Here is a 25,676-nt window from a genome sequence, read left to right as displayed (position 1 = left end):
GTCGTGGCGCACCGCCGTTCTGCCGTGCGGGTGAGGACCCTCCGGGGCGGCGGGACCGACCTCGGCAACTCGTCACGAACACGTGTGCGTTGACCCTAGGATGCGGGCGGCCGTCCGTCGCCCGTCCGACGGCCCCGCCCGTCGTCAGGAGTGGACATGGACGCACGCCCCGGAGCTGCCGAGGACCGCGCCGCGGCCCCGGAGCCGTACCGGCTCGACCCGGCCGGCGGCTGCCCGCACGCCGTCAACGCGCGGCTGCGCGCCCACGGGGCCGTCGCCCCCGTGACGCTGCCCGGCGGCATCGAGGGCATGGTCGTCCTCGGTCACGACGCCCTCCGGGACCTCCTCTCCCACCCCGACGTCGCCAAGGGGCCCCAGCACTTCACCGCCCTCGCCGAGGGACGCGTACCCGAGGGGTGGCCGCTGCGCACCTTCGCCACCGTGCCCGGCATGACCACCGCCGACGGCGCCGACCACCGCCGGCTGCGGACCCTCGTCAGCAGCGCCTTCACCGCCCGCCGCGTCGAGGAGCTGCGCCCCCGCGTCGAGGCGGTGACGGAGGGGCTGCTCGACGGCCTCGCCGGGGCCGCCGCGTCCGGCGGCGGCGTGGCCGACCTGCGCCGGCACTACGCCCTCCCGCTGCCGCTCGGCGTCATCTGCGAGCTCTTCGGCGTCGACCCCGTCCACCAGGAACGGCTGCACCGCCTCTCCAGCCTGGTCGTGGCCACCGACACCGAGCCCGCGGAAGCCGTCGCCGCCAACCGCGAACTGGCCGGACTGCTCGGTGCCATCGCCGAAGCCAAGGCGGAGACCCCCGGCGACGACCTCACCAGCGCCCTGATCGCCGCCCGCGACGAGGGCGGCGACCGGCTCGCCCAGCCCGAGCTCATCGGCACCCTGATGCTCATGATCATCGCGGGCCACGAGACCACCCTCAACCTCGTCACCAACGCCGTCCGGGCCCTGTGCGCCCACCGCGAGCAGCTCGCCCTCGTCACCGGCGGCGGGGCGACCTGGGCCGACGCCGTAGAGGAGACCCTGCGCTGGGACAGCCCCGTCAGCTACTTCCCGTTCCGCTACCCCACCCGCGACCTGACGGTCGGGGGCACCTCGATCCCCCGGGGCACCCCCGTCCTCGCCGGGTACTCGGCGGCGGGCCGCGACACCGACGCGCACGGCCCCGACGCCGACCGCTTCGACCTCACCAGGACCGGGCCGGCCAAGCACCTGTCCCTCGGCCACGGCCCCCACTACTGCCTGGGCGCCCCGCTCGCCCGCATGGAGGCGGCCGTCGCCCTCGAAGCCCTCTTCACCCGCTTCCCCGAGCTCGACCTGGCCGTCCCCGAGGCCGGGCTGACCCGCCACGCCGGCTTCGTCGGCAACAGCGTGCGCGCCCTGCCGGTCCGGCTCGGCCGCCCCGCACGGTAGTCCGCCCGGCCGGCGCACCGCTCAGGAGCGCCGGCCCCGGTCCGGGGCGGGGGCCGGCGGGCCGGCGGGGGGCACGGGGGAGGCCCGGAGCGTGGAGACGAGCCGCAGCAGCCGGTCCTCGTTCCCCGCGAGGCCCGCCGCGCGCAGCGCCTCGTCGGCCTCCGCCATGGGGTTCGTCAGCATCACCCCCGCGTACGGGGCGAGGCGCGGATCCGTCAGCACGGCCTGGGTGGATTCGAGGAGGCGCAGGTACGCCTGGGCCGCGGCGCGCTCGGTGGCGGTGATGGTGGTCATGGCGGGCTCCCTCTCGACGGCTTGACGCACCCCACCTTCTCGCACGGGTCTGACAACGGACCTCAGGCCCGCCCGTGCACCCGCGTGACAAGGCGCTCCGGCTCAGGGAGGACCCGCCGCCCCGCGACGGGCGGCCCCACGCTCCGCGCGATCGCCGTGCCGCCGTGCCGTCACACCGCCGTGCCGCCGGTTCGGCCGAGGTCCGCGGGGCCCGGTGGGTCAGTGGGGCCAGTGGGGTCCGCGGGGTCCGGTGGGTCAGTGGGGGTGCGCGGGGTCAGTGCGGTCCGAGGGGTCCGGTGGGTCAGTGGGGTTCGAGGGGCCGTCCGCCTCCGCCCGCCGCCGGCGCGTCCCGGCCGGCGAGGTGCGCCAGGACGGCCCGGGCGGCCCGCCGGCCCTCGGCCGCGGCCCGGAGCGCGGGGACGCCGCCGTGCAGCAGGCCGCCCGCCGCGAAGACCCCGGGGAGGCCGGTCCGCAGGGCGGCGTCCACCAGGGGGCCGCGGGTGCCGGGCGCGAGGGGCAGGCCGCCCGCGCGGGCCAGCGCGTGCTCCGGGACCCAGTCGCCGGTGAGGACGAGCGTGTCGCACCCGAGGGTCCGCACCCGCCCGTCCCGGGACCGCACGGCCACCCCGGCCAGCCGCCCCCGGCCGGTCAGCTCCGTGACCACGGTCTCCGCCAGCACCGGGACGCCCGCGGCGCCGGCCGCCGCACGCGGGCCCTCGCAGACCACCGCCGCGACCGCGACGCCCGCGCGGCGCAGCAGCCCGACGGCGAGCGCGGCCGTCCGGTCGCCGCCGACGACCACGGCGCGCCGGCCGATCCGGTCGGCGCGCGGGCCGAAGAGGGCCACGGTCCGGTGCAGTTCGCCGGTCGTGAGGATTCCCTCGGGCCGGGAGCCGGGGAGCAGCCGGGCCGGGCGGGCCCGTTCGCGCGCCCCGGTCGCCAGGACCACCGCCCGTGCCCCGATGGTCTCCAGGCCGGTCGGCGCGGTCGCCTCCAGCGCCGGCGGGCCCGCCCAGCCGGTGGCCGACACGCCGCTGCGCAGCACGGCGCCGGCCCGGACCGCCGCGCGCACGGCGCGCCGCGCGTACCCGGGGCCGTCCAGGGCGCGTCCCCGCGGGTCCGCGCCGAAGCCGGGGTGGGCGCAGAGCCGGGGCTCGCCGCCGGGCCAGGGCTCCCGCTCCAGGACCTCGACGCGTCCGGCGCCCGCCGCCGCGAGCAGGGTCGCCGCGGCGAGCCCCGCCGGGCCCGCGCCGACGACCAGCACGTCGACGGCGCGGGCCGCCCGTTCCCCGTCCGGCCGCCGGCTCACCGGGCCCCGGCCCCCTTCCCGTACTCCTCCAGCAGGGCGCGCAGCGCGGGCCGGCAGTGGCTGCCCTGGCAGCGGCCGGACCCGGCCCGGGTGCGGCGGCGCAGGCCGTCGAGGGCCGCCGGGGGGACGGCCGAGCGGAGCGCGGCGCGCACCTCGCCGAGCGTGACGTGCGCGCAGTGGCAGACGACCGTGCCGAGGGCGGGGTCCCGGGCGACGGCCGCCGCGTCCCGGTACGGCCGGGGGAACGCCTCGCCGAGGTTCGGCATCCGGACCGGCGCGAGGGGCCGTTCCGGGCCGGTCCGCAGGCCGCACTCGGCGAGCAGGCCGAGGACGTGTCCGGCCAGGGCGAGGGAGGCGGACAGGCCGGTGGAGCGGATCCCGCCGACGGTGACGTACCGCAGCGCCGGGCGGGCCGTGCACCGGTAGTCCTCCCGGCCGGTGGCGGCGCGCAGCCCCGCGTACGCGGCGGTCACCTCCTCCTCCACGAGCGCGGGCACGATCCGGGCGCCCTGGGCCCGCAGTCCTGCGAGGCCCCCGGCGGTGGTGCCGGTGGCGGTCCGGTCGCCGAGGTCCTCGGCGGTGGGGCCGAGCAGCACGTTGCCGTACACGGTGGGCGCGACGAGGACGCCCTTGCCGAGCGGGCCGGGCACGGGCAGCAGGATGTGCCGCACCAGCGGGCGGGCGAAGGCGTCGTAGACGAGCAGCTGGCCCCGGCGGGGCGTGACCGTGAAGTCCCGGACGCCGAGCAGCGCGTCGAAGCGGTCGGCGTACAGGCCGCAGGCGTTGACCAGGAACCGGGCGGTCAGCGGGCCGCGCGTGGTGGCCAGCCGGTGCGGCGCGCCGCCGCGGCCCCCCGCCGCGGAGCCCGTCCCGGTGGCCGCGCCCGTCGCCGGTACGACCCCCGTCACCCGGCACCCGAGCAGCAGGTCCACGCCGGAGAGCACCGCCTGGGTGGCGTAGGCGAGGGTGGTGCTCCACGGGCAGACGACCGACTCGCCCGGCACGGCCAGCGCGCCGAGCGCGCCGGGGCCGAGGTGGGGCTCGCGGCGGCGGAGTTCGGCCGCGCCGAGGAGCCGGGTGGTGTGGTGGCCGTTGCGGGCGGCCTTCGCGGCGAGCCCGGGCAGCGCGGCCCGCTGCTCCTCGTCCCAGGCGACGAGGAGCGCGCCGACCGGCTCGACGGGGATGCCGGTCTCGGCGGCGTAGGCGGTGAGGAGCCGGTGGCCCGCCCGGACGAGCCCGGCCTCCAGGGTGCCGGGCACGGCGTCGAAACCGGTGTGGAGGATCGCGGTGTTGGCCTTGGAGCTGCCCTCGCCGACGTCGTCCGCCGCGTCGACGAGCGCGACCCGCAGCCGGTGGCGGGCCAGGGCGCGGGCGATGGCGCACCCCACCACTCCGGCGCCGACCACGACGACGTCGTACGCGGCGTCCCGCCCGCCCGGCAGCGGCCCGCGCCTGCTGACGCTCACCCCGCCGCCCCGGTGCCCGCACCGCCGTCCGGGCCCCGCTCCAGGAGCGCCGCCACCTCGGCCCGGAACCGGCCGAGCCGGTCGGCCGCCTCGTCCGCCGAGATCGCGGGCTCGTAGACGGCGGAGGGCTTCCACGGCGGTACGGCCTCCGGCACGGCGAGGTCCGGGTCGTGGCCGAGGAGGGCCGCCGCGCCGACGCCGAGGGCCGTCGCGTCGGGCAGCGCGGACACCTCCACCGGCAGCTGGAGCAGGTCGGCCTGGGTCTGCATAAGCAGCGCCGAGCGGGTCAGGCCGCCGTCGGCGCGCAGGGCGTCCAGGGGCGCGCCCCGGTCGGCGGCCGCCGCCCCGGCGAGTTCGGCGACCTGCGCGGCGATGCCCTCGACGAGGGCCCGCACCAGGTGGCCCCGGCCGGTGTCGAGGCCGAGACCGGTGAGGGTGCCGCGGGCCTCGCCGCGCCACCAGGGCGCGGCGAGCCCGGCGAGCGCGGGCACGAAGGCGACGCCGCCGCTGTCGGGCACCGAGCCGCCGACGGCGTCCAGGTCCCGCGCGCCGGAGACGACCCCGAGGTCGGTGAGCCAGCGGACGGCGGACGCCACGGTGTACACCTGCCCGTCGAGGCAGTGCTCGGTGCGCCCCCGCAGCCGCCAGGCCACGCAGCCGACCAGTCCGGTGGCGGAGCGGCGGGGGAGCGGGCCGGTGCGGGCGAGGAGGAACGCCCCGGTGCCGTAGGTGCACTTGGCGGCGGCCGGCGCGGTCGCGCTCTGCGCGAGGAGGGCGGCCTGCTGGTCGACGAGGAGGCCGGTGAGCGGGAGCGGCGGCCCGAACGCGGTGGTGGTGCCGACCGGCCGGTCGCAGTCGACGATCCGGGGCAGCCGTTCGCCGCCGAGCCCGTAGAGGTCGAGGGCGGGCGCGGACCAGGCGACCGAGGCCGGGTCGAGGAGGCCGGTGCGGCCCGCGGTCGCCGCGTCGGTGACGTACGCGCCGGTCAGCCGGTGCACCAGCCAGGCGTCGCTCGTCGTCACCACGCCGGCGCCGGTGGCGTGCCGACGGATCCAGGCCATCTTGGGCGCGGCGAAGTAGGGGTCGACGGGGAGGCCCGTCAGCTCCGTCAACACGTCGTGGTGGGGGCCGAGTTCTTCGCAGATCCCGGCCGCCCTGCGGTCCTGCCAGACGAGCGCGTCGGTGAGCGGGTCGCCGGTGGCGGGGTCCCAGGCGAGGACCGTCTCGCCCTGGTTGGCGAGGCCCGCGGCGACCACCGGGACGCCCGCCTCGGCGAGCGCGGCGCGACCCGCCGCGACCACGGAGGCGTACAGCTCGGCGGGGTCCGCCTCCACCCGCCCGCCGGGCAGGTGGCGGGGGGTGACCGGCGCCGTGCCCGTGCCCAGGACGCCCCGGTCCGGGCACAGGACGAGCGCCTTGGTGCCGGACGTGCCTTGGTCGACGGCGAGTACCGGGCCGCCCGTCATGTGCCTGCTCCCGTCGTGGTGCGCACCGGTGGAAGGGGGTCAGGCTGGCGGGCGGACGGCGGGCCGTCAATCCCGCCCGGCGGAGCCTGTCAGGTCGCCTTCGGCTACCTGACGGTAGTTCACATCCTGTCAGTGGCTTGATAGTTGCGGTCACCGGAATGGCCCGGACGATCACCTTCGGTCGCGCCTATAGTGAGCGCCGCTCGCCGACCGAAGGCGCGCCGCTCGCCGACCGACCGCGCCCGACCGAGGACCGATGACCACGCCCACCGCCAGGCCCGCACCCGGGGCCGCATCCCCGCCGGCCGCCGTGCCCGCGCCAGGGACCCTGTCCTCACCGGCCGCCAAGGCCCCCTCCGGGGCCTTGCCCGCCCCGGCCGCCGGGGCCTTACCCGCGCCGGCTTCCGTGCCCGCGCCCCGGGCCGTACCCGCACCGGCCGCCGGGACCGCGCACAGGGCCCTGTCCCCGCCGGTTGCCGGGGTCGTGGCGCCGCCGGTCGCCGGGACCCTGTCCCCGCCGGTCGCCGGCACCGTGCCCGGGCCGACGGCCCGTCCCGTCCGGCCCGCGTGCCGACCCGCCCGCTGATGTCCGGACACGGCTTCCGGCCCCTCTTCCACCCGGCGGGCCACGACCACGCCCTGCGCCACGCGCTCCAGGACCTGCGCACCGGCCGCTGGGGCGAGATGGCGCGGCTCCTCCAGGAGACGGCCGACACCGGCCGCTGGGACGGCTGGACCCGCCGCACCCAGATCCTCGCCACCGTCGCCGCCGGGACCGACGTCGTCCGCGCCTGGCGCGCCGAACGGCCCGAAAGCGCCGCCGCCGCCGTGATGCACGGCCGGGTCGCCGTCGAGCGCGCGCTGCGCGCCCACCGCGCCGGCCATCCCCACGCCCCGGCCCTCCTGCGGGAGGCGCGGACCGCCTGCCGGGAGGCCGCCGCACGCGTCCCCGCCGACCCGGTGCCCTGGGTCGGCCTGCTCGCCCTCACCGCGCTCGAAGCCCGCCCCCGCCCCGCCGGAGACCTCGCCGGACACCCCGCCGGGCACGAGCACGACGCCCCGCCGCCCGCGCCGGGGCTGCCGTCGGGCCCCTGGGGGCTGCTCGCCGAGGCCGACAAGCGCGACCGGTACAACCGCGAGGCGTACCACCGCATGCTCCAGTTCCTGTACGCGCGCGGCGAGGGACCGCTCCCCGAGGCCGTCGCCTACGCCCACTGGGCGTCCTCCACCGCCCCGCGCGGCTCCGCCCTGCACGCCCTGCCGCTCTACGTCCGGGTCGAGCGCTACCGGCGCGACCGGGGTCACGAGCAGGCCCTGGACCTGCACTGGGTCGCCCGGGACGCGGTGCGCGAGGCCCGGCGGGCGATGGACGCCTGGTTCCTCTTCTGTGCGGTGCCCGAGGCCTCCCAGCTGGACCTCAACCACCTGGCGCACGCCCTCTCCGGCGCCCTGCTCTTCACCGACGCGGTGCGCGTCTTCGAGGCCCTCGGCCCGTACTACACCGCCGTGCCCTGGGCCCACCGCACCCCGCGCCCGGCCGACCGGGCCCTCGCCGAGGAGGTCTTCCTGCGCGCCCGCGCCCGCTGTCTCACCGGCTGAACGGTCGCCCCCCACGGCTTTTCCGCCCCCACGGCTTTCCGCTCCCCACAGTCCCCGCTCCCCACCGTCCCCGCCCGGAGGTTCCCCCCATGTCCCGCACCGTCCCCGCGGACGCGTCGCACGAGCGGCCCGCAGAGCCCGTCGCCCTGCCGGACGAGGAGGCCCGGCTGCGCGAGCTGGGCTACCAGCCGGTCCTCGCCCGGCGGATGGACGGCTTCGGCAACTTCGCCATCAGCTTCTCGGTCATCTCCGTCCTCTCCGGCTGCATGACCCTGTACGGCTTCGGGCTCGGCACCGGAGGGCCCGCCGTGATGCTCTGGGGCTGGGTGGGCGTCGGGCTCTTCGTCCTCTGCGTCGGCCTCGCCCTCGCCGAGGTCACCAGCGCCTACCCCACCTCCGGGGCGCTCTACTACATGGCCGACCGGCTCGGCGGCCGCCGCTGGGGCTGGTACACCGGCTGGCTCAACCTGCTCGGCCTGCTCGGCGCCATCGCCGGCATCGACTACGGCGCGGCCCTCTTCACCGGCGCCTTCCTCAACCTCCAGTGGGGCTTCGTCCCCACCCCCGGCTCCACCTTCCTGATCTTCCTGGCGATCCTGCTGCTCCACGCCTGCCTCAACCTCTTCGGCGTCCGCCTCGTCAGCGTGCTCAACTCGATCAGCGTCTGGTGGCACCTCGCGGGCGTCGCCGTGATCGTCGGCGCCCTCGCGATCGTCCCCGACCGCCACCAGCCGGCCTCCTTCGTCTTCACCGAGTTCGTCAACGACACCGGCTGGGCCAACCCGTTCTACGTCGCCGCGATCGGGCTGCTCCTCGCCCAGTACACCTTCTCCGGATACGACGCCTCCGCCCACCTCTCCGAGGAGACCGCCCACGCCTCCGTCACGGCGGCCAAGGGCATCGTCCGCGCCATCTGGGTCTCCTGGATCGCCGGCTTCGTCCTCCTCGCCGGACTCACCTTCGCCATCCAGGACTACGCGGGCACGGTGGGCAGCGAGACCGGCGTCCCGCCCGCCCAGATCCTCCTCGACGCGCTCGGCACCGGCGGCGCCACCGCCCTGCTCCTCGTCGTCATCGTCGCCCAGCTCTTCTGCGGCAACGCCGAGGTGGCCGCCGCCAGCCGCATGGTCTTCGCCTTCAGCCGCGACAACGCCCTGCCCGGCTCGGCGACCTGGCGGAAGGTCAGCCGCCGCACCCGCACCCCGGTGCCGGCCGTCTGGCTCTCCGTCGGCGCCGCCGCCGTGCTCGCGCTGCCCTCGCTGTACTCGCCGACGGCCTACGGCGCGGTCACCGCCATCAACGTCATCGGCATCACGCCCGCCTACGCCATCCCGATCCTGCTGCGGCTGCGGGCCGGGCGCGCCTTCACGCCCGGCCCGTGGAGCCTCGGCCGCTGGAGCAGGCCGGTCGGCTGGACCGCCGTCGGCTGGGTCGCGGTGGTGACCGTCCTCTTCTGCCTGCCCCAGAAGAGCCCGGTGACCGTCGACACCATGAACTACGCGGTGGTCGCCCTCGCCGTCGTCCTGCTCCTGGCGACCGTCTGGTGGTACGCCGCGCGCCGCTCGTACGGCACGCCGACCGCGTACGGCGGCAGCGCCCGGGAGGAGGCGGAGATCACGGAGGGCCTCGTCTGACCCCGGACGCGCGGCGTCAGGGGCTGTACTCGTACGTCCAGGCCGCCTCCCGGGCCGAGAAGTCGATGTCCGTGACCTCCAGGACGTGCCCGTGCTGGTCGCTCACCACCCGGTGGACGCTCAGCCGGGCCGTGCCGCCGGCCGTGGTCCCCGGCGCGCCCGGCGGGACCCGCACCGACTCCCGGTGGGTGGCCCGCAGGCCCGCCTGGCGCATCCAGTGGTACAGCAGCCGCAGGTCCGGCTGGTGCACGCAGGAGCGGGTCCGCCGGTAGCGGGCCAGCTGCGGGATCTCGTCCAGCGCGGCCCGGGAGAACCAGGAGACCGCCCGCTGGAGTTCGGGTCCCTGCGGGGCCAGCACCCGGTGGCGGTGCACCAGCGTCGGCTCGCCCGGCGCCAGGTGCAGCCGGGGGGCCAGCGCCGTCGGCGGCGGCTCCCAGCCGAGCGTGGCCCGCACCAGGGCCTCCGCCGCGCGCGGCCCGCCCGGGAAGACCGGCCGCGCGGCGGACGGTGCCGCCCGCGGCGGCGGGGGCGGGCTCCCGTGGGCCTCGGGCCCGTCCGCGGCGAAGGTGCCGCGCCGGTCGGTCACCACCAGCCGTTCCTCGCGCAGCAGTTGGAGCGCGCTGCGGACGGTCTGCCGGTTGACGTGGTACCGCTGCGCCAGGGAGCGCTCCGAGGGGAGCCGGCCGCCGGGGGCGTGGCGGACGAGGTCGTCCCGCAGCGCGGCGGCGACCCGCAGGTAGCGGGGGACCTCCTCCCCGGGAGGCCGTCCGGGCCTCGGGAGTCCGTCGCCGGGGGGTTCGGAATCGGGTACGGCCATGATCAACCCCTTCTTCGCTCAGCGTCACCGCATGGGCCGTATGGGTGATCAATTTCTATCATTGGTCTAAACCATTTCGCTAGGGCGACCGTGCAGAGTGGCCGAAACCCGCGCCGCACCCTGTAATGGGGACCAGGCGACAGGACCGGCCCGGGCCGGTGGTGGAAGAGGGGTGAGGCCGGATGACGACGCCCTCGGAGCGCTCCGCGCGGGGTCGCGCCGCCCGCAAGCGCGTCCCGCGTTCCTCGCACGGACGGTGGATACCCAGCTCCCAGCGGCCGGACCCGCTGACGGTCCTGGAGCGGCAGGCCGCCGACCGGCTGCCCGACCTCGTCCCCGTGCGGTACGGGCGGATGGCCGCCTCCCCCTTCGCGTTCCTGCGCGGCGCCGCCGCCGTCATGGCCGCCGACCTCGGCGCCACCCGCAACACCGGACTCACCGTCCAGCTCTGCGGCGACGCCCACCTGCTGAACTTCGGCGTCTACGCGTCCCCCGAACGGACGCTCCTCTTCGACGTCAACGACTTCGACGAGACCCTGCCCGGCCCCTTCGAGTGGGACGTCAAGCGGCTCGCCGCCAGCGTCACCGTCGCCGCCCTGCAGAACGGCAGCCCGCGCGCCAAGGCCCACCGCGCCGCGCTCGTCGCCACCGAGGCGTACCGCACGACCATGCGCCGCCTCGCCGGCCTCGGGGAGCTGGACGTCTGGTACGAGCGGATCGACGCCGACGCGCTCTCCGCCCTCGCCCGCCCCCGCGAACGCGAACGGCTCTCCCGCAACCTCGCCAAGGCCCGCCGCCGCACCAGCCTCCAGGCCCTCTCCAAGCTCACCGCCCCGGACGGCGACGGCGGCCGCCGCATCGCGGAGGACCCGCCGCTCCTGGAGCGCGTCCCCGACGCCGACCGGGTCCACCTCGGCAAGATCTTCAGCGACTACCGCAGCTCGCTCTCCGAGGAGCGCCGCCTCCTCCTCGACCGCTACACCTTCCGCGACGCCGCCCGGAAGGTCGTCGGCGTCGGCAGCGTCGGCACCCGCTGCTTCGTCGTCCTCCTCGAGGGCCGCGACGAGGGGGACCCGCTCATCCTCCAGATCAAGGAGGCCGGCCGCTCGGTCCTGGAGGCGTACCTGGCGCCCACCGCCTACCCCCACCAGGGCCGGCGCGTCGTCTGCGGCCAGCGCCTCACCCAGGCCGCCAGCGACATCTTCCTCGGCTGGATGACGGGCCCGGAGCAACGCCACTTCTACTGGCGTCAGTTGCGCGACATGAAGGGCTCGGCCGAGGTCGAGACGATGACCCCGGCCCTGCTGCGGGACTACGCCCGCCTGTGCGGCCGCGCCCTGGCCCGCGCCCACGCCCGCTCCGGCGACCGCATCGCCATCGCCGCCTACCTCGGCTCCTCCGACGTCTTCGACCGCGCCGTGGCCGACTTCTCCCTCACCTACGCCGGCCAGAACGCCGACGACTACGCGAGCCTCGGCGCGGGCATCGCCGCGGGCATGATCACGGCGGCCCCGGGCGTCTGACCGGCCCCGGGAACCGGGGAAACGGGACGGCCCCGAACTGGTCTACGGGCCGGTCTACGGGCGGGCCCCGAGCGCGGCGCCGACGAACCGGATCGCCTCCCCGGTCCGCACCTCGGCCTCGGGACCCAGGTGCCCCGCGCCGTCGACCAGGCGGAACGTGTGGGCGATGCCGAGCTCGGCGAGGACGCCGTGCAGATGGGCCGCGCCCTCGTGGAGCAGGAACTCGTCGGCGGCGCCGCAGTCCACCAGCACCGGCAGGCCGGCCCCGCGGATCGCCGCGGCGTGCCGGCGCGCCCGCCCCTGGACGGAGTTCCCGGCGTACGCGGCGGCGTCGTCCGAGCCGTGCCCCATCGCCCGGTGGAGCTCGCCCAGGACGGAGGGGAGGTTCGCCGCGGGCACCTCCCCGGGCGTCTCGCCGGGGAAGACGGCGGGCGAGAGCGCCGCGACGGCCGCGAAGCGCTCCGGGGCGCGGAAGGCCGCCTTGAGGACGCCGTAGCCGCCCATCGACGCCCCGAGGAGGGCGGTCGCGCCGAGCGGCCCGTGAACCGACGCCAGGTGCGCGGGGAACTCGTCGGTGACCAGCGTCTCCCACGCGGCCCCGCCGGGCCGGTCGAGGTAGAACCCGTCGAGGGTGGGGGTGCTCACGCACGCGACCACCGCGCGGGGGAACGCCCCCTGCCGGTAGAGGTCCTCGTACAGCGGGCGCGCGCGGTCCAGCGACTCCGCGGACGACATCGCGCCGTGGAGGTGGAGGACGAGCGGAAGCCGCTCGCCCCGCGCCCGGTCGGCCGGCAGCAGGACCCGGTAGTCGACGTCGCGACCGGCCGAAGCCGATGCGAAGCTGTCCTCGACGAGGTGCAGGGCGTGGTCGTTCATGGGTCCCTCCCGGGTGGTCGCGCGTCCGTGCTCCCTCTCGATGATCGTTTTTCCGCCCGGGAGGGCAAGGGAATTTCGGAGCGTCAGGCGTCCCTGCGGAGCGGGGGCGCCGCCGGGGTCTCGGGGACCGGGGAGAAGAGCGCGGCCCGGACCATCGAGGGGGCGAAGAGGCTGGTGAGCGGGGCCTTGAGGGTGAGGACGGCACGGAAGGGCACCCCGACCGCCGGGTCGCCCGCCGCGCGTTCCTGGACGCGGGCCAGGTACCAGCCGGTCACCTTGTCGAGCGGCTGGGGCCGGGCCGCGTCGCCCGTGGCGCCCGGCATCTTCTTGTCCGCGCCCGCCGAGATGTCCCAGGCCTGCCGGGTCGCGTCGAGCAGTGCCCGCTGCACCCGCCGGGTCGTCGGCACCCGCCGGGTGTCCGCGAGCGCCCGGCGCAGGGCCACCGCGGCGAGCGCCGCCGTCGCCATGCCCTGGCCGTAGATCGGGTTGAAGGCGCACAGCGCGTCGCCGGTGGCGAGGAAGCCGGCCGGGCGGCGTCCCGGACGGTCGTACCGGCGGCGGATGTTGGCGGTCCGCCGGAAGCCGTGCACCGGCGTGACCGGCTCGGCCGCGGCCACCCACTCGCTCACCACCGGATGCGGCAGCCGCTTCGCGTACTCCTCGAACGCCCCGTCCTCCGTGGGCGGTTCGTCGCCGCGCAGGCCCGAGAGGGTGACGATGTGGTGGCCGTCGCCGAGCGGCACGATCACGCCGCCGTAGGTCTGCCGGGGGCCGGGCACGATGTAGTAGCCCTGCGCGTCGGTGTCGGGCACCGCGTCCGTCGCCTTGTACACCCGCGAGGCGTAGGCGAGGCCCGTGTCGAGGGTCTCCTCGTGCGGCGCCTCGGCGCCGATCGCGGCCAGCCAGTCGGCCGCCTTCGTCGACCGCCCGGAGGCGTCCACCACCAGGTCGGCGGCGAGGGTACGGGCCTCCCGCCCGGCGCCCGCGCCGCGCTCCCGCAGCCGCACGCCCGTCACCCGCGCGGCGGTGCCGGTCAGCCCCACCGTGTCGGTGCCCTCGACGAGTTCGATCCGCGGGTCGGCGAGCACCCGCTGCCGCACCAGCCACTCCAGCTGGGGCCGGGGGCCGCTGTAGAAGTGCGCGGAGGCGGGCAGCCGGGTGAACCACTGGCCGGACTGCCACTGCACCATGTCCGTCGGCATGGCCACCTTCGGCGAGCCCAGCTCCCGCAGCTCGTCCATGAAGCCGGGCAGCAGCGCGTCGAGCGCCTGCTGGCCGCCCTCGATGAGCACGTGCAGGTGCCGGCCCTGCGGCACCCCGGGCCGGGCGTCCGGCCCCTCCGGCAGCCGGTCGCGCTCGACGACCGTGACCCGCTCCGCGTGTTCCGCGAGCACCCGCGCCGCCAGCAGTCCGGCGAGACTTCCCCCGATGACCACCGCGTGACGTGTCCCGCGGCGCCCCAAGTCGTCGGCCATACCCGCCCTTTCCTGTCTGTCGTGGACCATGACCCGATGCCGACCAGTATCCACGGAGCGGGTGCGGCGGCCCCGCGCGCGCCGGGGGCGGAGGGGCGCGGAACGGGCGCGCGGCACGGCGGAGGGCTAGTCCCCGGGCCCCAGTTCCTCCAGGGCGGCGGTCAGCCACTCCACCCAGAAGCGCTCCAGGTCGATGCCGCCGCGCAGCACGAGGTGGCGCAGCCGGTCGGGCTCGGCGCCGCGCCGCTCGGCGGGGAAGTCGCGCTCCTCGATGGCGAGGTACTCGTCGAGCTGGGCCCGGTGGAGGGCGAGGTGCCGTGCCAGCTCGGCCCGGAGCCCGGCCGGGCCGACGACCGCCGCGGCCCGCATCCGCAGCAGCAGCGCGGACCGCAGCGGTTTCGGGTCCTCGGCCGCGCCGACCCACTCCCGCAGGAACTCCCGCCCCGCGGGCAGCACTTCGTACTCCTTGCGCTGCCCGCGGACCGGCCCGGGGGAGGGCAGGGCGCGGATCTGCCCCGCCTCTTCGAGCCGTCCCAGCTCGCGGTAGATCTGCTGGTGCGTGGCCGACCAGAAGTACCCGATCGACTTGTCGAAGCGGCGCGTCAGTTCGAGGCCGGAGGACGGCTTCTCGAGCAGCGCGGTCAGGATCGCGTGCGGGAGGGACATGCGCGCATCCTAGGCCGGGTCCGCCGTGCTCACAGGGTGGCGGCGAGCCGGGTGCCCTGGTCGATCGCCCGCTTGGCGTCCAGTTCGGCGGCGACGTCGGCCCCGCCGATGAGGTGGGCCGTGCGGCCGGCGGCGACCAGCTCCTCGTACAGGTCCCGGCGGGGTTCCTGGCCGGAGCAGAGGACGACGGTGTCGACCGGCAGCACCCGCGGCTCGCCGGCGACGGTGAGGTGCAGGCCCTCGTCGTCGATCCGGTCGTAGGTGACGCCCGCGACCATGGCGACGCCGCGGTGCTTGAGTTCGGTGCGGTGGATCCAGCCGGTGGTCTTGCCGAGTCCGGCGCCGACCTTGGCGGCCTTGCGCTGGAGCAGGTGGACCTGGCGCGGGGGCGCGTTCCGCTCGGGCGTGCGCAGTCCGCCCCGGTTCTCGTAGGAGGTGTCGACGCCCCACTGGCGGAAGTACGTCTCCGGGTCCCGGCTCGCGCCCTCGCCGCCGTCGGTGAGGAACTCGGCGACGTCGAAGCCGATGCCGCCGGCGCCGATGATCGCGACCCGCTCGCCGACGGGGGCGCCGTCGCGGAGCACGTCGAGGTAGCTGAGCACGCTCGGGTGGTCCTGGCCCTCGATGCCGGGGTCGCGGGGGGTGACGCCGGTGGCGACGACGACCTCGTCGTAGCCGTCCAGGTCGGCGGCGGAGACGTGCGTGTCGAGGCGGACGTCGATGCCGTGCTCGGCGAGCTGGACGCGGAAGTAGCGCAGCGTCTCGTCGAACTCCTCCTTGCCCGGCACCCGCTTGGCGACGTTCAGCTGGCCGCCGATCTCGGAGGCGGCGTCGAAGAGGGTGACGGTGTGGCCGCGTTCGGCCGCGGAGACGGCGCAGGAGAGGCCGGCGGGTCCGGCGCCGACGACGGCGATCCGCTTGGCGAGCCGGGTGGGGGAGAGGACCAGCTCGGTCTCGTGGCAGGCCCGGGGGTTGACCAGGCAGGAGGTGATCTTGAGGTTGAAGGTGTGGTCCAGGCAGGCCTGGTTGCAGCCGATGCAGGTGTTGATGGTCTCGGAGCGGCCGGCTGCGGCCTTGTTCACGAAGGCGGGGTCGGCGAGGAAGGGCCGGGCGAGCGAGACGAGGTCGGCGCGGCCGTCGGCCAGGATCTCCTCGGCGACCTCGGGGGTGTTGATGCGGTTGCTGGTGACGAGCGGCACGGACACCGCGCCCATCAGCTTCTTCGTCACCCAGGTGTAGGCGCCGCGCGGCACGGAGGTGGCGATGGTGGGGATGCGGGCCTCGTGCCAGCCGATGCCGGTGTTGATGATCGTGGCGCCGGCCGCCTCGATCTCCTTGGCGAGCGCGACGACCTCCTCCAGGGTGGAGCCGCCGGGGACGAGGTCCAGCATGGAGAGCCGGTAGACGATGATGAAGTCGGTGCCGACCCGCTCGCGGATCCGGCGGACGATCTCCAGCGGGAAGCGGACCCGGTTCTCGTAGGAGCCGCCCCAGCGGTCGGTGCGGTGGTTGGTGGCGGCGGCGATGAACTCGTTGATGAGGTAGCCCTCGGAGCCCATCACCTCGACGCCGTCGTAGCCGGCCTCGCGGGCGAGTTCGGCGCAGCGGGCGTAGTCCTCGACGGTCTGCTCGACCTCGGCGTCGGTCAGCTCGTTGGGCACGAAGGGGCTGATGGGCGCCTGGATCGCGCTCGGCGCCACCAGCGCGGGGTGGTAGGCGTACCGCCCGAAGTGCAGGATCTGCATCGCGATCCGGCCGCCCTCGGCGTGCACGGCGTCGGTGATCAGCCGGTGCTCGGCGGCCTCCTCGGCGGTGGTCAGCTTGGCGCCGCCGTCCCACGGCCGGCCGGCCTCGTTGGGCGCGATGCCGCCGGTGACGATGAGGCCCGCGCCGCCGCGCGCCCGCTCGGCGTAGAAGGCGGCCATCCGCTCGAAGCCGTGCTCGGTCTCCTCCAGGCCGACGTGCATCGAGCCCATGACCACCCGGTTGGGCAGGGTGGTGAAGCCCAGGTCGAGCGGGCTGAGCAGGTGCGGGTACGGGGTCGTGGCGGTCACGGGGCGCCTCCTCGCGCAGGGATCGTCGGATCCTGTTGTAGGCGACCCGAGCACCCTTATGCAACTAGTTGCAGAAGGATCGGGGTGTGATGGTTACTACTCGGTAGAAGCGGGGGTGCGGCGTGCCCGCGCCGAGAGGCGTGAAAGAGACGCTCACGCACGGGTCCGGCGCCTTCGTGGACTTCCGGCACGTCGCCTTCGCCGAGCCGTACGCGCACGCCTTCCGCCGGCCCGACGTCGAACGCTTCCGCCTCCCCGCCCCGTCCGCCGCCGCCGACTGAACGCCGCCGTCCGCCGCCGCCGACTGAACGCCGCCGCCGCCGACGACGACTGAACGCCGCCGCCGCCGCCGACTGAACGCCGCCGCCGCCGACTGAACGCCGCCGCCGCCGACTGAACGCCGCCGCCGTCGGCGGCCCGCCCGCTCAGCCCACCCGGTCCAGCAGCGCGTCCAGGTCCTCCGCCGTCCGCGGCCCCGGCACGCCCTCCGGCAGCAGCCCCCGCGCGTGCAGCAGCCGCCCGACCGACACCGCCCACGGCCTGCGCAGCCGCGCCGCGTCGAGCAGGGCGTCGTCCGCCAGCAGCTCGGCCGCAGGGCCGGTGCGCAGCCCGTCGGGGGAGAGGACGGCGGCCTCGTCGGCCCAGCGCAGCGCCAGGTCCACGTCGTGCGTGGCCATGACCACCGTCGTCCCCGCGGCCCGCAGCCCGTCCAGGGTCTCCAGGAGCCGCTCCTGCCCGTGCGGGTCGAGGCCCGCCGTCGGCTCGTCCATGATCAGGACCCGGGGGCGCATCGCCACCGCCCCCGCGATCGCCGCCCGCTTGCGCTGCCCGTAGGACAGCAGGTGCGTCGGCCGGTCCGCCAGCGCCGTGATGTCCAGCGCCGCCAGCGCCTCCGCCACCCGGAGCCGCACCTCGTCCTCCGGCAGCCCCAGGTTCATCGGCCCGAAGGACACGTCCTGCGCCACCGAGGCGGCGAACAGCTGGTCGTCCGGGTCCTGCACCACCAGCTGCACCGAGGTCCGCAGCCGGGTCAGCCCCTTCCGGTCGTACGCCACCTCCGTCCCGTCCAGGAGCAGCGCCCCGCCGGCGCACCGCAGCCCGCCGCTCAGCAGCCGCAGCAGGGTCGTCTTCCCGCCGCCGTTGCGCCCGAGCAGCGCGACCGCCCGCCCTTCGCGCACGGCGAAGGAGACGTCCGTGAGGACGGCGGGCCCGTCCTCGTACGCGAAACCCGCGCCGACCAGCTCCACGACCGGGTGGGGGGTCGTCATGGCAGAAGCCTTTCCAGTACGAGGGTGAGGGCGACGAGCCCCGCGAGGAGGCCGCCCGTCGCCGCGAGGAAGGGGCGGGAGACGGGCGCCTCGGGCAGCAGGACCCGCAGGGTGCCGTCGTAACCGCGCCCGGCGAGTCCGGTCTGGAGCCGCTGCGCCCGGTCGAAGGCCCGCACGAACGAGGTCGCGCCGAGGCCGGCCATCGAGCGCCACACCGCGGCCCGGGTCGTCGCCCCGAGCCGCGCCGCCTGCGCCTGCCGCACCTTGCCCTGCGCGTCGAGCAGCAGGAACACGATCCGGTACATCACCAGGGCCACGTCCACCACCGGCGCCGGCACCCCGGCCCGCACCAGCCGCGGCAGCACGTCCGACACCGGCGTGGTGAAGGCGAACAGCAGCACGCCCAGCGAGGCCGACGCCGTCCGCAGCAGCAGCTCCCCGGCGTGGACCGGACCGTCCGGCGCCCAGGCCACGGCACCGCCGGACCCGCCCACCGCGAAGAGCAGCGGAACGGCCCCCGTGACGCAGAAGCCCAGCGGGATCCGGAAGGCCCGCCACAGCTGCCGGCCGGGCACGCCGGCCGGACCGAGCAGCACGGCGAGGGTCGCCGCGGCGACCAGGAGCGCCCCCGGCCACGGCGGCAGGCACACCGCGCACAGCGTCAGGCCGAAACCGAGCACGGCCTTCTCCGCCGGATGGCGGCGGCGCCAGCGACTGCTGTGCGCCGCCGCGTCGATCGGCAGCATCGGCGGCTACGCGTCCTTGTCCGCGTCCGGGGCGGCCGCGCCGCCCTCCACACGGGCCGCGGCCCGCTCCTCGCCCTGCCGCCGGCCGCGCCGCAGCCCGAAGTAGTAGGCGAGGAAGCCGGCCCCGAGCGCCGCCTGGAGCGAGAACAGCGCCGACTCGATCTCGCCGGACGGCGGCTCGTACAGGGGCGAGAACCAGGGCTCGTAGTCCGGCTCGATCTCGGTGATCGCGGTCTCGGCCTCCCCGTCGGCACCGGTGAACGGCTCCTCCTTGTGGTCGCCGAGACCGAGCGCCAGCGGCAGCACGGCCAGCGCGGCCACCAGCAGGAGCAGCAGGCCGTTGATCTTCGCGTTCCGGCTGGTCACGCCGCCGCCTCCTCGCGCCGCTCGGCCGCCTTCGGCCGGGCGAGCACGCCCAGCCGCAGCAGCTCCCCCTTGCTGGACTGCGTGAGCAGCCGCATCACCAGGACCGTCAGCAGGCCCTCGCTGACCGCGAGCGGGATCTGCGTCACCGCGAAGATCCCGCCGAACTTCGCGAGCGAGCCCGCCACCCCGCTGCCCGGGTCGGGGAACGCGAGGGCCAGCTGGACGCTGGTCACGCAGTAGGTGGAGAGGTCGGCGACGAACGCGCCGAAGAAGACGCCGACCATGAGCGGCGCCCCGGACCGCCGGAACAGCAGGTACGTCCCGTACCCCGCCCAGGGGCCGACGATCGCCATCGAGAAGGCGTTCGCGCCCAGTGTGGTCAGCCCGCCGTGGGCGAGGAGCAGCGCCTGGAACAGCAGGGTGATCGTGCCGAGCACCGCCATGACCGGCGGCCGGAACAGGATGGCACCCAGCCCCGTGCCCGTCGGGTGGGAGCAACTCCCGGTCACCGACGGCAGTTTGAGCGCGGAGAGGACGAACGTGAAGGCGCCGGAGGCGCCGAGCAGCAGGGTGGACTCGGGGTTGGCGCGCACCTCGCGGGTGAGCGCGCGGACGCCGTGGACGACGAACGGAGCCGATGCGACGCCCCAGGCGGCCGCATGGACGGGGGGCAGATACCCCTCGGCTATATGCATGATCGGGAGACCCTCTCCAGCACCTCGTGGATGGACAACGCGCCCTGGCCGGTCTCCTGGCTGACGGTAGTGACGTCCGACTCCGCCTTCCCACCCCACGACGGTCTCCCGCGGCGGAGCAGTGGCTTCCCCGGAGGGACGGAGCCTGACCTCCCGATCACAGTGGCGAGGGCCGCACCGGTACTGCACCGGTTTCCCGAACACCAAGGCCCTGTGACATTAGTGGGTTGACCTGCTTCATCACAATGCGGGGTCGGTCACTCGCGCTCCGGAGCGCCGCCGGCCCCGGCGGGCCGCCACCGCCGCCACGCCCCCGCTCCGGTGGGCACGTGACGGGACGGACGGGACGGGACGGGACGGAGACCGGATCTCCCGGCGGTCGTACGCCCCCGGGGCCGGGAGGGCCAGGCCGTGCGGTGGCCGCACGTCTCCGGAGCCGGGAAGGTCGGATCGTGCGGTGACCGCATGCCTCCAGGTGGAGGAGGCTGAGGCCGTGCGGCAGTCGTACGCCCCGGGACCGGGAGGCTCAGACCTTGCGGTAGTCGTACGCCTCCGAGGCCGCGGCGGCGACCGCGTCGAGGTCGCCGCCGGCGCTCGCCGTCACCAGGGCGGCCACCGCGCCCTCCACGAAGGGGGCGTCCACGAGCCGCGCCCCCTCCGGGAGTTCGTCGCCCTCGGCGAGGAGCGCCTTCACGGTGAGGACCGCGCTGCCCAGGTCCACCAGGAGGGCCACCCCGGCGCCCGCGTCGACGGCCTCCGCCGCCGCGGCGATCAGCTCGGAGCTCGTACCGAGACCGCCGTCGGGGGCGCCGCCGGCCGCCGCGACCGGCGCGAGGTCCCCGCCGCCCGCGAGCCCGCGGGCCAGCTCCGCGACGGCGCCGGCGACGGCCGCGCTGTGCGAGACCAGGACGATCCCGACCCTGCCGCCGCTCATCCGGCCGCCACCTCCTCCAGGGCGGCGAACAGCAGTGCCGAGGACGTCGCCCCCGGGTCCTGGTGCCCCACCGACCGCTCGCCGAGGTAGCTGGCCCGGCCCTTGCGGGCCCGCAGCGGCACGGTCGCGAGCGCGCCGGCCTCCGCCGCGGACCGCGCGGCGGCGAAGGACTCGCGCAGCGCCTCCACCGCCGGCGTCAGCGCGTCCAGCATCGTCTTGTCGCCCGGCACCGCCCCGCCGAGCTGCCCGACCGCCGCGACCCCGGCGGCCAGCGCGTCCGCCAGCTCCGCCCGCGAGACCTCCCCGGCCTCCCCGAGCGCCTTCCCGGCCCGCCGCAGCAGCGTCCCGTACAGCGGCCCGGAGGCACCGCCCACGGTCGAGATCAGCAGCCGTCCGGCGGTCACGAGGACCGCGCCCGGCGTCGCGGGCGGCTCCTTCGCCAGGGCCTCGGCCACGGCGGCGAACCCGCGCTTGAGATTGGCCCCGTGGTCCGCGTCGCCGATCGCGGAGTCCAGCTCGGTGAGCCGGTCGGCCTCCCGCGCGACCGCCGCCGCCACCGTCTCCATCCACCGGACCGCGAAGGCGGCCCCGTACGCCGTCCCCGTCATCGCCCGCTCACCGGCCCCAGCGCAGGGCGGGGGTCGCCACCGGCGCGTCCCACAGCCGCAGCAGTTCCTCGTCGGCCGCGCACACGGTCACCGAGCAGCCCGCCATGTCGAGCGAGGTCACGTAGTTCCCGACCAGCGTGCGCGCCACCGGCACCCGCCGGGCGTCCAGCACGCGCCGCACCTCCGCGTTGAAGCCGTACAGCTCCAGGAGCGGCGTCCCGCCCATCCCGTTCACCAGCAGCAGCACCGGGTCCGACGGCCGCAGGTCGTCCAGGACGGCGTCGACGGCGACCTCGGCGATCTCCCCGGCGGTCATCATCCCGCGCCGCTCCCGCCCCGGCTCGCCGTGGATCCCGATGCCCAGCTCCAGCTGGCCCGGCGGCAGGTCGAAGGTCGGACCGCCCTTCGCCGGCGTGGAGCAGGCGCTCAGCGCCACGCCGAACGACCGCGACCGCGCGACCACCCGCCGCGCCAGCGCCTCCACCCGCTCCAGCGGCGCGCCCTCGTCCGCCGCCGCCCCGGCCAGCTTCTCCACGAAGAGCGTGGCCCCGGTCCCGCGCCGCCCCGCCGTGTACAGGCTGTCCGTCACGGCCACGTCGTCGTCGACGAGCACCTTGGCGACCTGGATGCCCTCGTCCTCGGCGAGCTCGGCCGCCATCTCGAAGTTCAGCACGTCCCCCGTGTAGTTCTTCACCACGAACAGCACCCCCGCCCCGCTGTCCACGGCGGCAGCGGCCCGCACCACCTGATCGGGCACGGGCGACGTGAAGACCTCCCCGGGGCACGCCCCGTCGAGCATCCCCGGCCCCACGAACCCGGCGTGCAGCGGCTCGTGCCCGGACCCGCCCCCCGAGACCAGCGCCACCTTCCCCGCCACCGGCGCGTCCCGCCGCACCACCACCCGCCGCTCCACGTCCACGACCAACTCGGGATGAGCGGCGGCGAGCCCCCGCAACCCGTCGGCGACGACGGTCTCGGGCACGTTGATCAGCATCCTCACGGGTACCTCCTGGTGGGACTGGCAGCCAAGCTGCTGGGCAGGGTCTTCGCAGGTCAGGATGGGTAAGGCGGATTGTGGATCTTTACGGTCGCCGGTGTGGAGGGGTGGTGCCGCGCGGTACTGCCGCCGAGTCGGCGCCGACCTTCCTGACGATAGATCAGTCCGATGCCGGGCAGGTGGGCTTTGCGGGGGTGCGGCACGGGGAAATGCCGGCGTCCGGCAAGGGGTGAACCCGCCGGGTGGCGGCGGAGGGGGCCCGGGGGCCTGCCCCGGGCCGGCGGCCGGCGGCACTCCACGGCCCGGGGCAGGTGTCCCGCGTCGCTTTCCGCGGCGGCGGCCTGTTCGCTCTCGATCCGGGGATTGCCTTTCCTTTACAGTGTTGTAGAAGGCCGTGTCTCCGCCGGCCCGATCCCGCCCGGATCCCCACCCAGGACGAGAAGGAGCGAGCGACCCGCAATGGGTGAGCCTCCCAGTACGAGCCGTGCCACCGCCTGTCCTGACGCGTCGAGCCGGGGGCGGGGGTGGCACGGTGACCGAGGTGCTCCTTCTCGCGCTCGCCCCGACCCCGGCGACGTACGCGCACATGCTGATCGGCGAGAGGGGCGTCCCCGCCGCGCGGATGGTCGCCGTGGGCCACCGGATCGCCCCGGCCGGGCCGGAACGGACGGCGGCCCGCGCCGGCTGCTCCCGCTTCCCGGTCACCGGCCCCGCCGGGGCCGTCCTCGGCTCCATACGCGTCAAGGACCCTCTCGGCGTCGCCGACCGCGACCGGCCCTTCCCCCGCACCGCCCTCCACTCCGTCACCCGGGTCCGGACCGGCACCCCGCTCGACGACGCCCGCACCGCCCTGCGCGCCGCCGGCAGCCACCGGGCCGCTGCCACCGTGTGACCCCCGCCGCCCCCGGCCCGAGTGGGCGAGCCCACGCCGTCCGCCGCACACCCCTCTCCACCCGCCCACCCACCCCCGCACCACCGAGGAGACCCCGCTTGTACGCCAGAACGACGCATTCCGCCTGTGCGAAGGGACGCGGCCGCCGATGAACGCCGCTCTCGGCCTGCTGGCCGTCCTCGTCCTGACCGCCGGCACCGGCTACTTCGTGGCCCAGGAGTTCTCGTACGTCGCCGCCGACCGGATCGCCCTCGCCCGTGAGGCCGAGGCCGGCGACAGGCGCGCGGCCCGCGCCCTGAAGGTCCTCGAACGCCTCTCCTTCATGCTGTCCGGCGCCCAGCTCGGCATCACCGTCACCGGCCTGGTCGTCGGTTTCCTCGCCGAGCCGTCCGTCTCCGCCCTGCTCGAGCCCGCGCTGGACGGGACGGGCCTGTCGGCCGGGGCGGTGTCGGCGATCTCCGTCGTCCTCGCCTTCGTCATCGCCACCGTCCTCCAGATGGTCCTGGGCGAGCTCGCGCCGAAGAACCTGGCGCTCGCCGTTCCCGAACGGCTCGCCAAGTCCCTGGCCTCCTCCACCCTCCTCTACCTCAAGGTCGTCGGGCCGGTCGTCCGCGTCTTCGACGGCGCCGCGAACAAGCTGCTGCGCAAGGTCGGCATCGAGCCGGTCGAGGAGCTGCACCACGGCGCCACCCTGGAGGAGCTCAGCCACCTCATCGGCGAGTCCCACGAACAGGGGCAGCTCCCGGCCGACACCGCCGAGCTGCTCGACCACGCCCTGGAGTTCTCCGAGCGGACCCTGGACGAGGTGATGGTGCCGCGCGCCGACGCCGTCTTCGTCCGCAAGGACGCCACGCTCACCGAGGCGGTCGAGCTCATCGCGCGGCACGGCCACTCCAACTACCCCGTCCTCGGCGACCACCCGGACGACGTCGCCGGCGTCCTCGGCGTGCGCGACCTCGCCCGGCTGCCCGTCGCCCGGTTCGACGGCCTCACGGCGGGCGAGGCCGACAGGTCGCCGCTGCTGCTGCCCGACACGCTGCCGCTGCCGCAGGCGGTGGCGCGGATGCGGGAGGCGGACGACGAGTTCGCCGTCGTCCTGGACGAACACGGCGGCGTCGCCGGCGTCGTCACCTACGAGGACATCGCCGAGGAACTGGTCGGCGACATCGCCGACGAGAGCGACACGGTCGTCGCGCTCGCCGTCCCGGACGGCGACGGCTGGCGCGTCGACGCGGGCCGCCGTCTCGACGAGGTCGAGGACGCGACCGGCATCGCCCTGCCCGAGGACGACGACTACGACACCGTCGCCGGCCTGGTCATCGACCGCCTCGGCCGCTTCCCGACCATCGGCGACGGACTCACCGTCGACGGCGTCCGCATCGAGGTCCTCAGTCTCGACCGTCACGTCCCCGGACGCGTGCGCATCGAGAAGACCGACTCCCGGCCCACTGAGGAGACCCAGGCATGAGCTTCCCCATGGCCCTGTTCATCACCGTCCTGCTCCTCGTCGGCAGCGGTTTCTTCGTCGCCGCCGAGTTCGCGCTCGTCGCCGCCAAGCGCCACCGCATCGAGAAGGCCGTCGCCGACGGCCGGCGCGGTGCCAGGGCCGCCCTCGCCGGCATGCGGGAGCTGTCCCTGATGCTCGCCGGCGCCCAGCTCGGCATCACCCTCTGCACGCTGGGCCTCGGCGCCATCTCCAAACCCGCCATCTCCCACGAACTCGACCCGCTGCTCGTCGAGCTGGGGCTGCCGGAAGCGCTCAGCTACGGCATCGCGTTCGCCGTCGCCATGGTCGTCGTGGTCTTCCTCCACATGGTCCTCGGCGAGATGGCCCCCAAGTCCTGGGCCATCGCCCGCCCCGAGCGCTCCGCCATGCTGCTCGCCCCGCCGTTCCGGGCCGTGGTCAGGGTTGTGCGCCCGCTGATCTGGCTGCTCAACAAGGTCAGCAACGCGCTGGTACGGATGTGCCGCGTCCAGCCCCGGGACGAGCTGGCCGCCGTCCACAACCGCGAGCAGCTCGCCCACCTGGTGGAGGAGTCCGAGCGCCTCGGCCTGATCAACAGGACCGACTCGCAGCTCATCACCCGCTCCCTCACCGAGCCGCAGACCCCCGTCGCCGCACTCCAGACCCCGGCCGCCGACATCGTCGCCGTCGACGCGGGTGCCGGACTCGACGCGGTCCTCGCCCGGGCGTCCGAGGCCGACCGCTCCCGCCTCCTCGTCCGGGACGGCGACCGCGTCCTCGGCTCGGTGCACGCGCGCGACGTCCTCGTCGCCCGCACCCGGGGCCGGGAGCTGACCGCCGGGGCCCTCGCCCGCCCCGTACCGGAGCTGGCCGGCACCGACACGGTCTCCGAGGCCATCGAGCACCTCCGCCGGCGCCGTGCCTTCCTCGCCCTCGTCCGCGACGCCGAGGGCCGGCTCACCGGCCTGGTCAGCCTGGACGACCTCCTGGTCCGGATCATGGGGCCGCAGACGGCCTGACGGCCCGGGCGGCCCCGTACCCACCCGCGGGCGGCGCGGACACACCAGGGCGTGTCCGCGCCGCCGGGAGCGGAGCGGG

At 76.1% G+C, this 25,676-nt stretch carries 23 protein-coding genes, 1 pseudogene and 1 riboswitch; of the genes and pseudogenes, 8 read left to right on the top strand and 16 right to left on the bottom strand.

Annotated features, from left to right (window positions below; translation table 11 throughout):
- The first annotated feature begins 156 nt into the window (after window positions 1-156).
- Window positions 157-1,428 carry a cytochrome P450 gene (locus ACFW6A_RS25220; RefSeq protein WP_386486123.1) on the top strand — a complete coding sequence of 424 codons (1,272 nt, stop codon included), beginning with the start codon at window positions 157-159 and terminating at the stop codon, window positions 1,426-1,428.
- 21 nt (window positions 1,429-1,449) lie between these two features.
- Here ACFW6A_RS25220 and ACFW6A_RS25215 read toward each other — a convergent pair whose 3' ends face one another.
- From ACFW6A_RS25215 to ACFW6A_RS25200, 4 genes are all read right to left on the bottom strand, one after another.
- Window positions 1,450-1,722: a hypothetical protein gene (locus ACFW6A_RS25215; protein WP_386486126.1), complete on the bottom strand. Its 273-nt coding sequence runs from the start codon at window positions 1,720-1,722 to the stop codon at window positions 1,450-1,452.
- Window positions 1,723-2,023: 301 nt separating this feature from the next.
- Complete coding sequence (locus ACFW6A_RS25210) at window positions 2,024-3,031, bottom strand: FAD-dependent oxidoreductase (RefSeq protein ID WP_351849404.1); 1,008 nt, start codon at window positions 3,029-3,031, stop codon at window positions 2,024-2,026.
- Complete coding sequence (locus tag ACFW6A_RS25205) at window positions 3,028-4,497, bottom strand: NAD(P)/FAD-dependent oxidoreductase (RefSeq protein WP_351849408.1); 1,470 nt, start codon at window positions 4,495-4,497, stop codon at window positions 3,028-3,030. The genes ACFW6A_RS25210 and ACFW6A_RS25205 overlap by 4 nt, the downstream gene beginning before the upstream one ends.
- Window positions 4,494-5,963: an FGGY family carbohydrate kinase gene (locus tag ACFW6A_RS25200; protein ID WP_386643120.1), complete on the bottom strand. Its 1,470-nt coding sequence runs from the start codon at window positions 5,961-5,963 to the stop codon at window positions 4,494-4,496. Before ACFW6A_RS25200 ends, ACFW6A_RS25205 begins: the two co-directional genes overlap by 4 nt.
- Before the next feature lie 585 nt (window positions 5,964-6,548).
- On the opposite strand from ACFW6A_RS25200, the gene ACFW6A_RS25195 reads away from it, so the two are divergent.
- Entirely contained in the window at window positions 6,549-7,562 is a 1,014-nt protein-coding gene (locus ACFW6A_RS25195; RefSeq protein ID WP_386643179.1) for a hypothetical protein, read from the top strand.
- 89 nt (window positions 7,563-7,651) lie between these two features.
- Window positions 7,652-9,196 (top strand): amino acid permease, encoded by a 1,545-nt coding sequence (locus tag ACFW6A_RS25190; RefSeq protein ID WP_351849412.1) that lies wholly within the window; start codon window positions 7,652-7,654, stop codon window positions 9,194-9,196.
- Window positions 9,197-9,212: 16 nt separating this feature from the next.
- On the opposite strand, the gene ACFW6A_RS25185 is transcribed toward ACFW6A_RS25190, so the two are convergent.
- A complete protein-coding gene (locus tag ACFW6A_RS25185) occupies window positions 9,213-10,013 on the bottom strand; it encodes a GntR family transcriptional regulator (RefSeq protein ID WP_351849415.1) in 801 nt (266 codons plus the stop codon).
- 182 nt (window positions 10,014-10,195) lie between these two features.
- On the opposite strand from ACFW6A_RS25185, the gene ACFW6A_RS25180 reads away from it, so the two are divergent.
- Window positions 10,196-11,536, top strand: coding sequence for a DUF2252 domain-containing protein (locus ACFW6A_RS25180; protein ID WP_351849418.1), 1,341 nt, complete (start codon window positions 10,196-10,198; stop codon window positions 11,534-11,536).
- A gap of 54 nt (window positions 11,537-11,590) precedes the next feature.
- On the opposite strand, the gene ACFW6A_RS25175 is transcribed toward ACFW6A_RS25180, so the two are convergent.
- The 4 genes from ACFW6A_RS25175 to ACFW6A_RS25160 form a co-directional block, all read right to left on the bottom strand.
- Window positions 11,591-12,412, bottom strand: coding sequence for an alpha/beta hydrolase-fold protein (locus tag ACFW6A_RS25175; RefSeq protein ID WP_351849421.1), 822 nt, complete (start codon window positions 12,410-12,412; stop codon window positions 11,591-11,593).
- Between the two features lie 83 nt (window positions 12,413-12,495).
- Window positions 12,496-13,887, bottom strand: a complete 1,392-nt coding sequence (locus ACFW6A_RS25170) for an FAD-dependent monooxygenase (RefSeq protein WP_351849424.1) — start codon at window positions 13,885-13,887, stop codon at window positions 12,496-12,498.
- 126 nt (window positions 13,888-14,013) lie between these two features.
- Complete coding sequence (locus ACFW6A_RS25165; protein ID WP_351849428.1) at window positions 14,014-14,553, bottom strand: PadR family transcriptional regulator; 540 nt, start codon at window positions 14,551-14,553, stop codon at window positions 14,014-14,016.
- A gap of 29 nt (window positions 14,554-14,582) precedes the next feature.
- A complete protein-coding gene (locus tag ACFW6A_RS25160; RefSeq protein ID WP_351849431.1) occupies window positions 14,583-16,607 on the bottom strand; it encodes an NADPH-dependent 2,4-dienoyl-CoA reductase in 2,025 nt (674 codons plus the stop codon).
- Between the two features lie 140 nt (window positions 16,608-16,747).
- Here ACFW6A_RS25160 and ACFW6A_RS25155 point away from each other — a divergent pair, with 140 nt between their 5' ends.
- Window positions 16,748-16,888: a hypothetical protein gene (locus ACFW6A_RS25155; RefSeq protein WP_386643115.1), complete on the top strand. Its 141-nt coding sequence runs from the start codon at window positions 16,748-16,750 to the stop codon at window positions 16,886-16,888.
- Between the two features lie 144 nt (window positions 16,889-17,032).
- Here the strand turns inward: ACFW6A_RS25155 and ACFW6A_RS25150 are convergent, their stop codons facing one another.
- From ACFW6A_RS25150 to dhaK, 7 genes are all read right to left on the bottom strand, one after another.
- Window positions 17,033-17,875: an ATP-binding cassette domain-containing protein gene (locus ACFW6A_RS25150; RefSeq protein ID WP_351849435.1), complete on the bottom strand. Its 843-nt coding sequence runs from the start codon at window positions 17,873-17,875 to the stop codon at window positions 17,033-17,035.
- Window positions 17,872-18,621, bottom strand: coding sequence for a cobalt ECF transporter T component CbiQ (cbiQ, locus tag ACFW6A_RS25145; RefSeq protein ID WP_386643112.1), 750 nt, complete (start codon window positions 18,619-18,621; stop codon window positions 17,872-17,874). Before cbiQ ends, ACFW6A_RS25150 begins: the two co-directional genes overlap by 4 nt.
- A gap of 6 nt (window positions 18,622-18,627) precedes the next feature.
- Window positions 18,628-18,987, bottom strand: a complete 360-nt coding sequence (locus tag ACFW6A_RS25140; RefSeq protein ID WP_351849441.1) for an energy-coupling factor ABC transporter substrate-binding protein — start codon at window positions 18,985-18,987, stop codon at window positions 18,628-18,630.
- The gene (locus tag ACFW6A_RS25135) at window positions 18,984-19,682 is read right to left on the bottom strand and encodes an energy-coupling factor ABC transporter permease (RefSeq protein ID WP_351849444.1); all 699 of its coding nucleotides are present in this window, start codon (window positions 19,680-19,682) and stop codon (window positions 18,984-18,986) included. The genes ACFW6A_RS25140 and ACFW6A_RS25135 overlap by 4 nt, the downstream gene beginning before the upstream one ends.
- A gap of 28 nt (window positions 19,683-19,710) precedes the next feature.
- Window positions 19,711-19,933: riboswitch (cobalamin riboswitch) on the bottom strand.
- A 275-nt stretch (window positions 19,934-20,208) separates the two neighbouring features.
- Window positions 20,209-20,616: a PTS fructose transporter subunit IIA gene (locus ACFW6A_RS25130; protein ID WP_351849447.1), complete on the bottom strand. Its 408-nt coding sequence runs from the start codon at window positions 20,614-20,616 to the stop codon at window positions 20,209-20,211.
- The gene (gene dhaL / locus ACFW6A_RS25125) at window positions 20,613-21,224 is read right to left on the bottom strand and encodes a dihydroxyacetone kinase subunit DhaL (RefSeq protein ID WP_386643107.1); all 612 of its coding nucleotides are present in this window, start codon (window positions 21,222-21,224) and stop codon (window positions 20,613-20,615) included. The genes ACFW6A_RS25130 and dhaL overlap by 4 nt, the downstream gene beginning before the upstream one ends.
- Before the next feature lie 7 nt (window positions 21,225-21,231).
- Window positions 21,232-22,224 carry a dihydroxyacetone kinase subunit DhaK gene (dhaK, locus tag ACFW6A_RS25120; RefSeq protein ID WP_351849452.1) on the bottom strand — a complete coding sequence of 331 codons (993 nt, stop codon included), beginning with the start codon at window positions 22,222-22,224 and terminating at the stop codon, window positions 21,232-21,234.
- Window positions 22,225-22,813: 589 nt separating this feature from the next.
- Between dhaK and ACFW6A_RS25115 the strand changes: the two are divergent.
- The 3 genes and pseudogenes from ACFW6A_RS25115 to ACFW6A_RS25105 all read left to right on the top strand — a co-directional run.
- A pseudogene (locus ACFW6A_RS25115) lies at window positions 22,814-23,104 on the top strand (hypothetical protein); the annotation flags it as partial.
- A 157-nt stretch (window positions 23,105-23,261) separates the two neighbouring features.
- A complete protein-coding gene (locus ACFW6A_RS25110) occupies window positions 23,262-24,581 on the top strand; it encodes a hemolysin family protein (RefSeq protein ID WP_351849453.1) in 1,320 nt (439 codons plus the stop codon).
- Window positions 24,578-25,597, top strand: a complete 1,020-nt coding sequence (locus tag ACFW6A_RS25105; RefSeq protein WP_386643103.1) for a hemolysin family protein — start codon at window positions 24,578-24,580, stop codon at window positions 25,595-25,597. Before ACFW6A_RS25110 ends, ACFW6A_RS25105 begins: the two co-directional genes overlap by 4 nt.
- The last annotated feature ends 79 nt before the right edge of the window (window positions 25,598-25,676 follow it).

Source organism: Streptomyces sp. NPDC058758 (genome assembly GCF_042746075.1).
Taxonomy (GTDB): domain Bacteria; phylum Actinomycetota; class Actinomycetes; order Streptomycetales; family Streptomycetaceae; genus Streptomyces.
The sequence above is the reverse complement of the archived record's forward strand: the minus strand, read 5'-3'. Positions and strand labels throughout refer to the sequence as shown.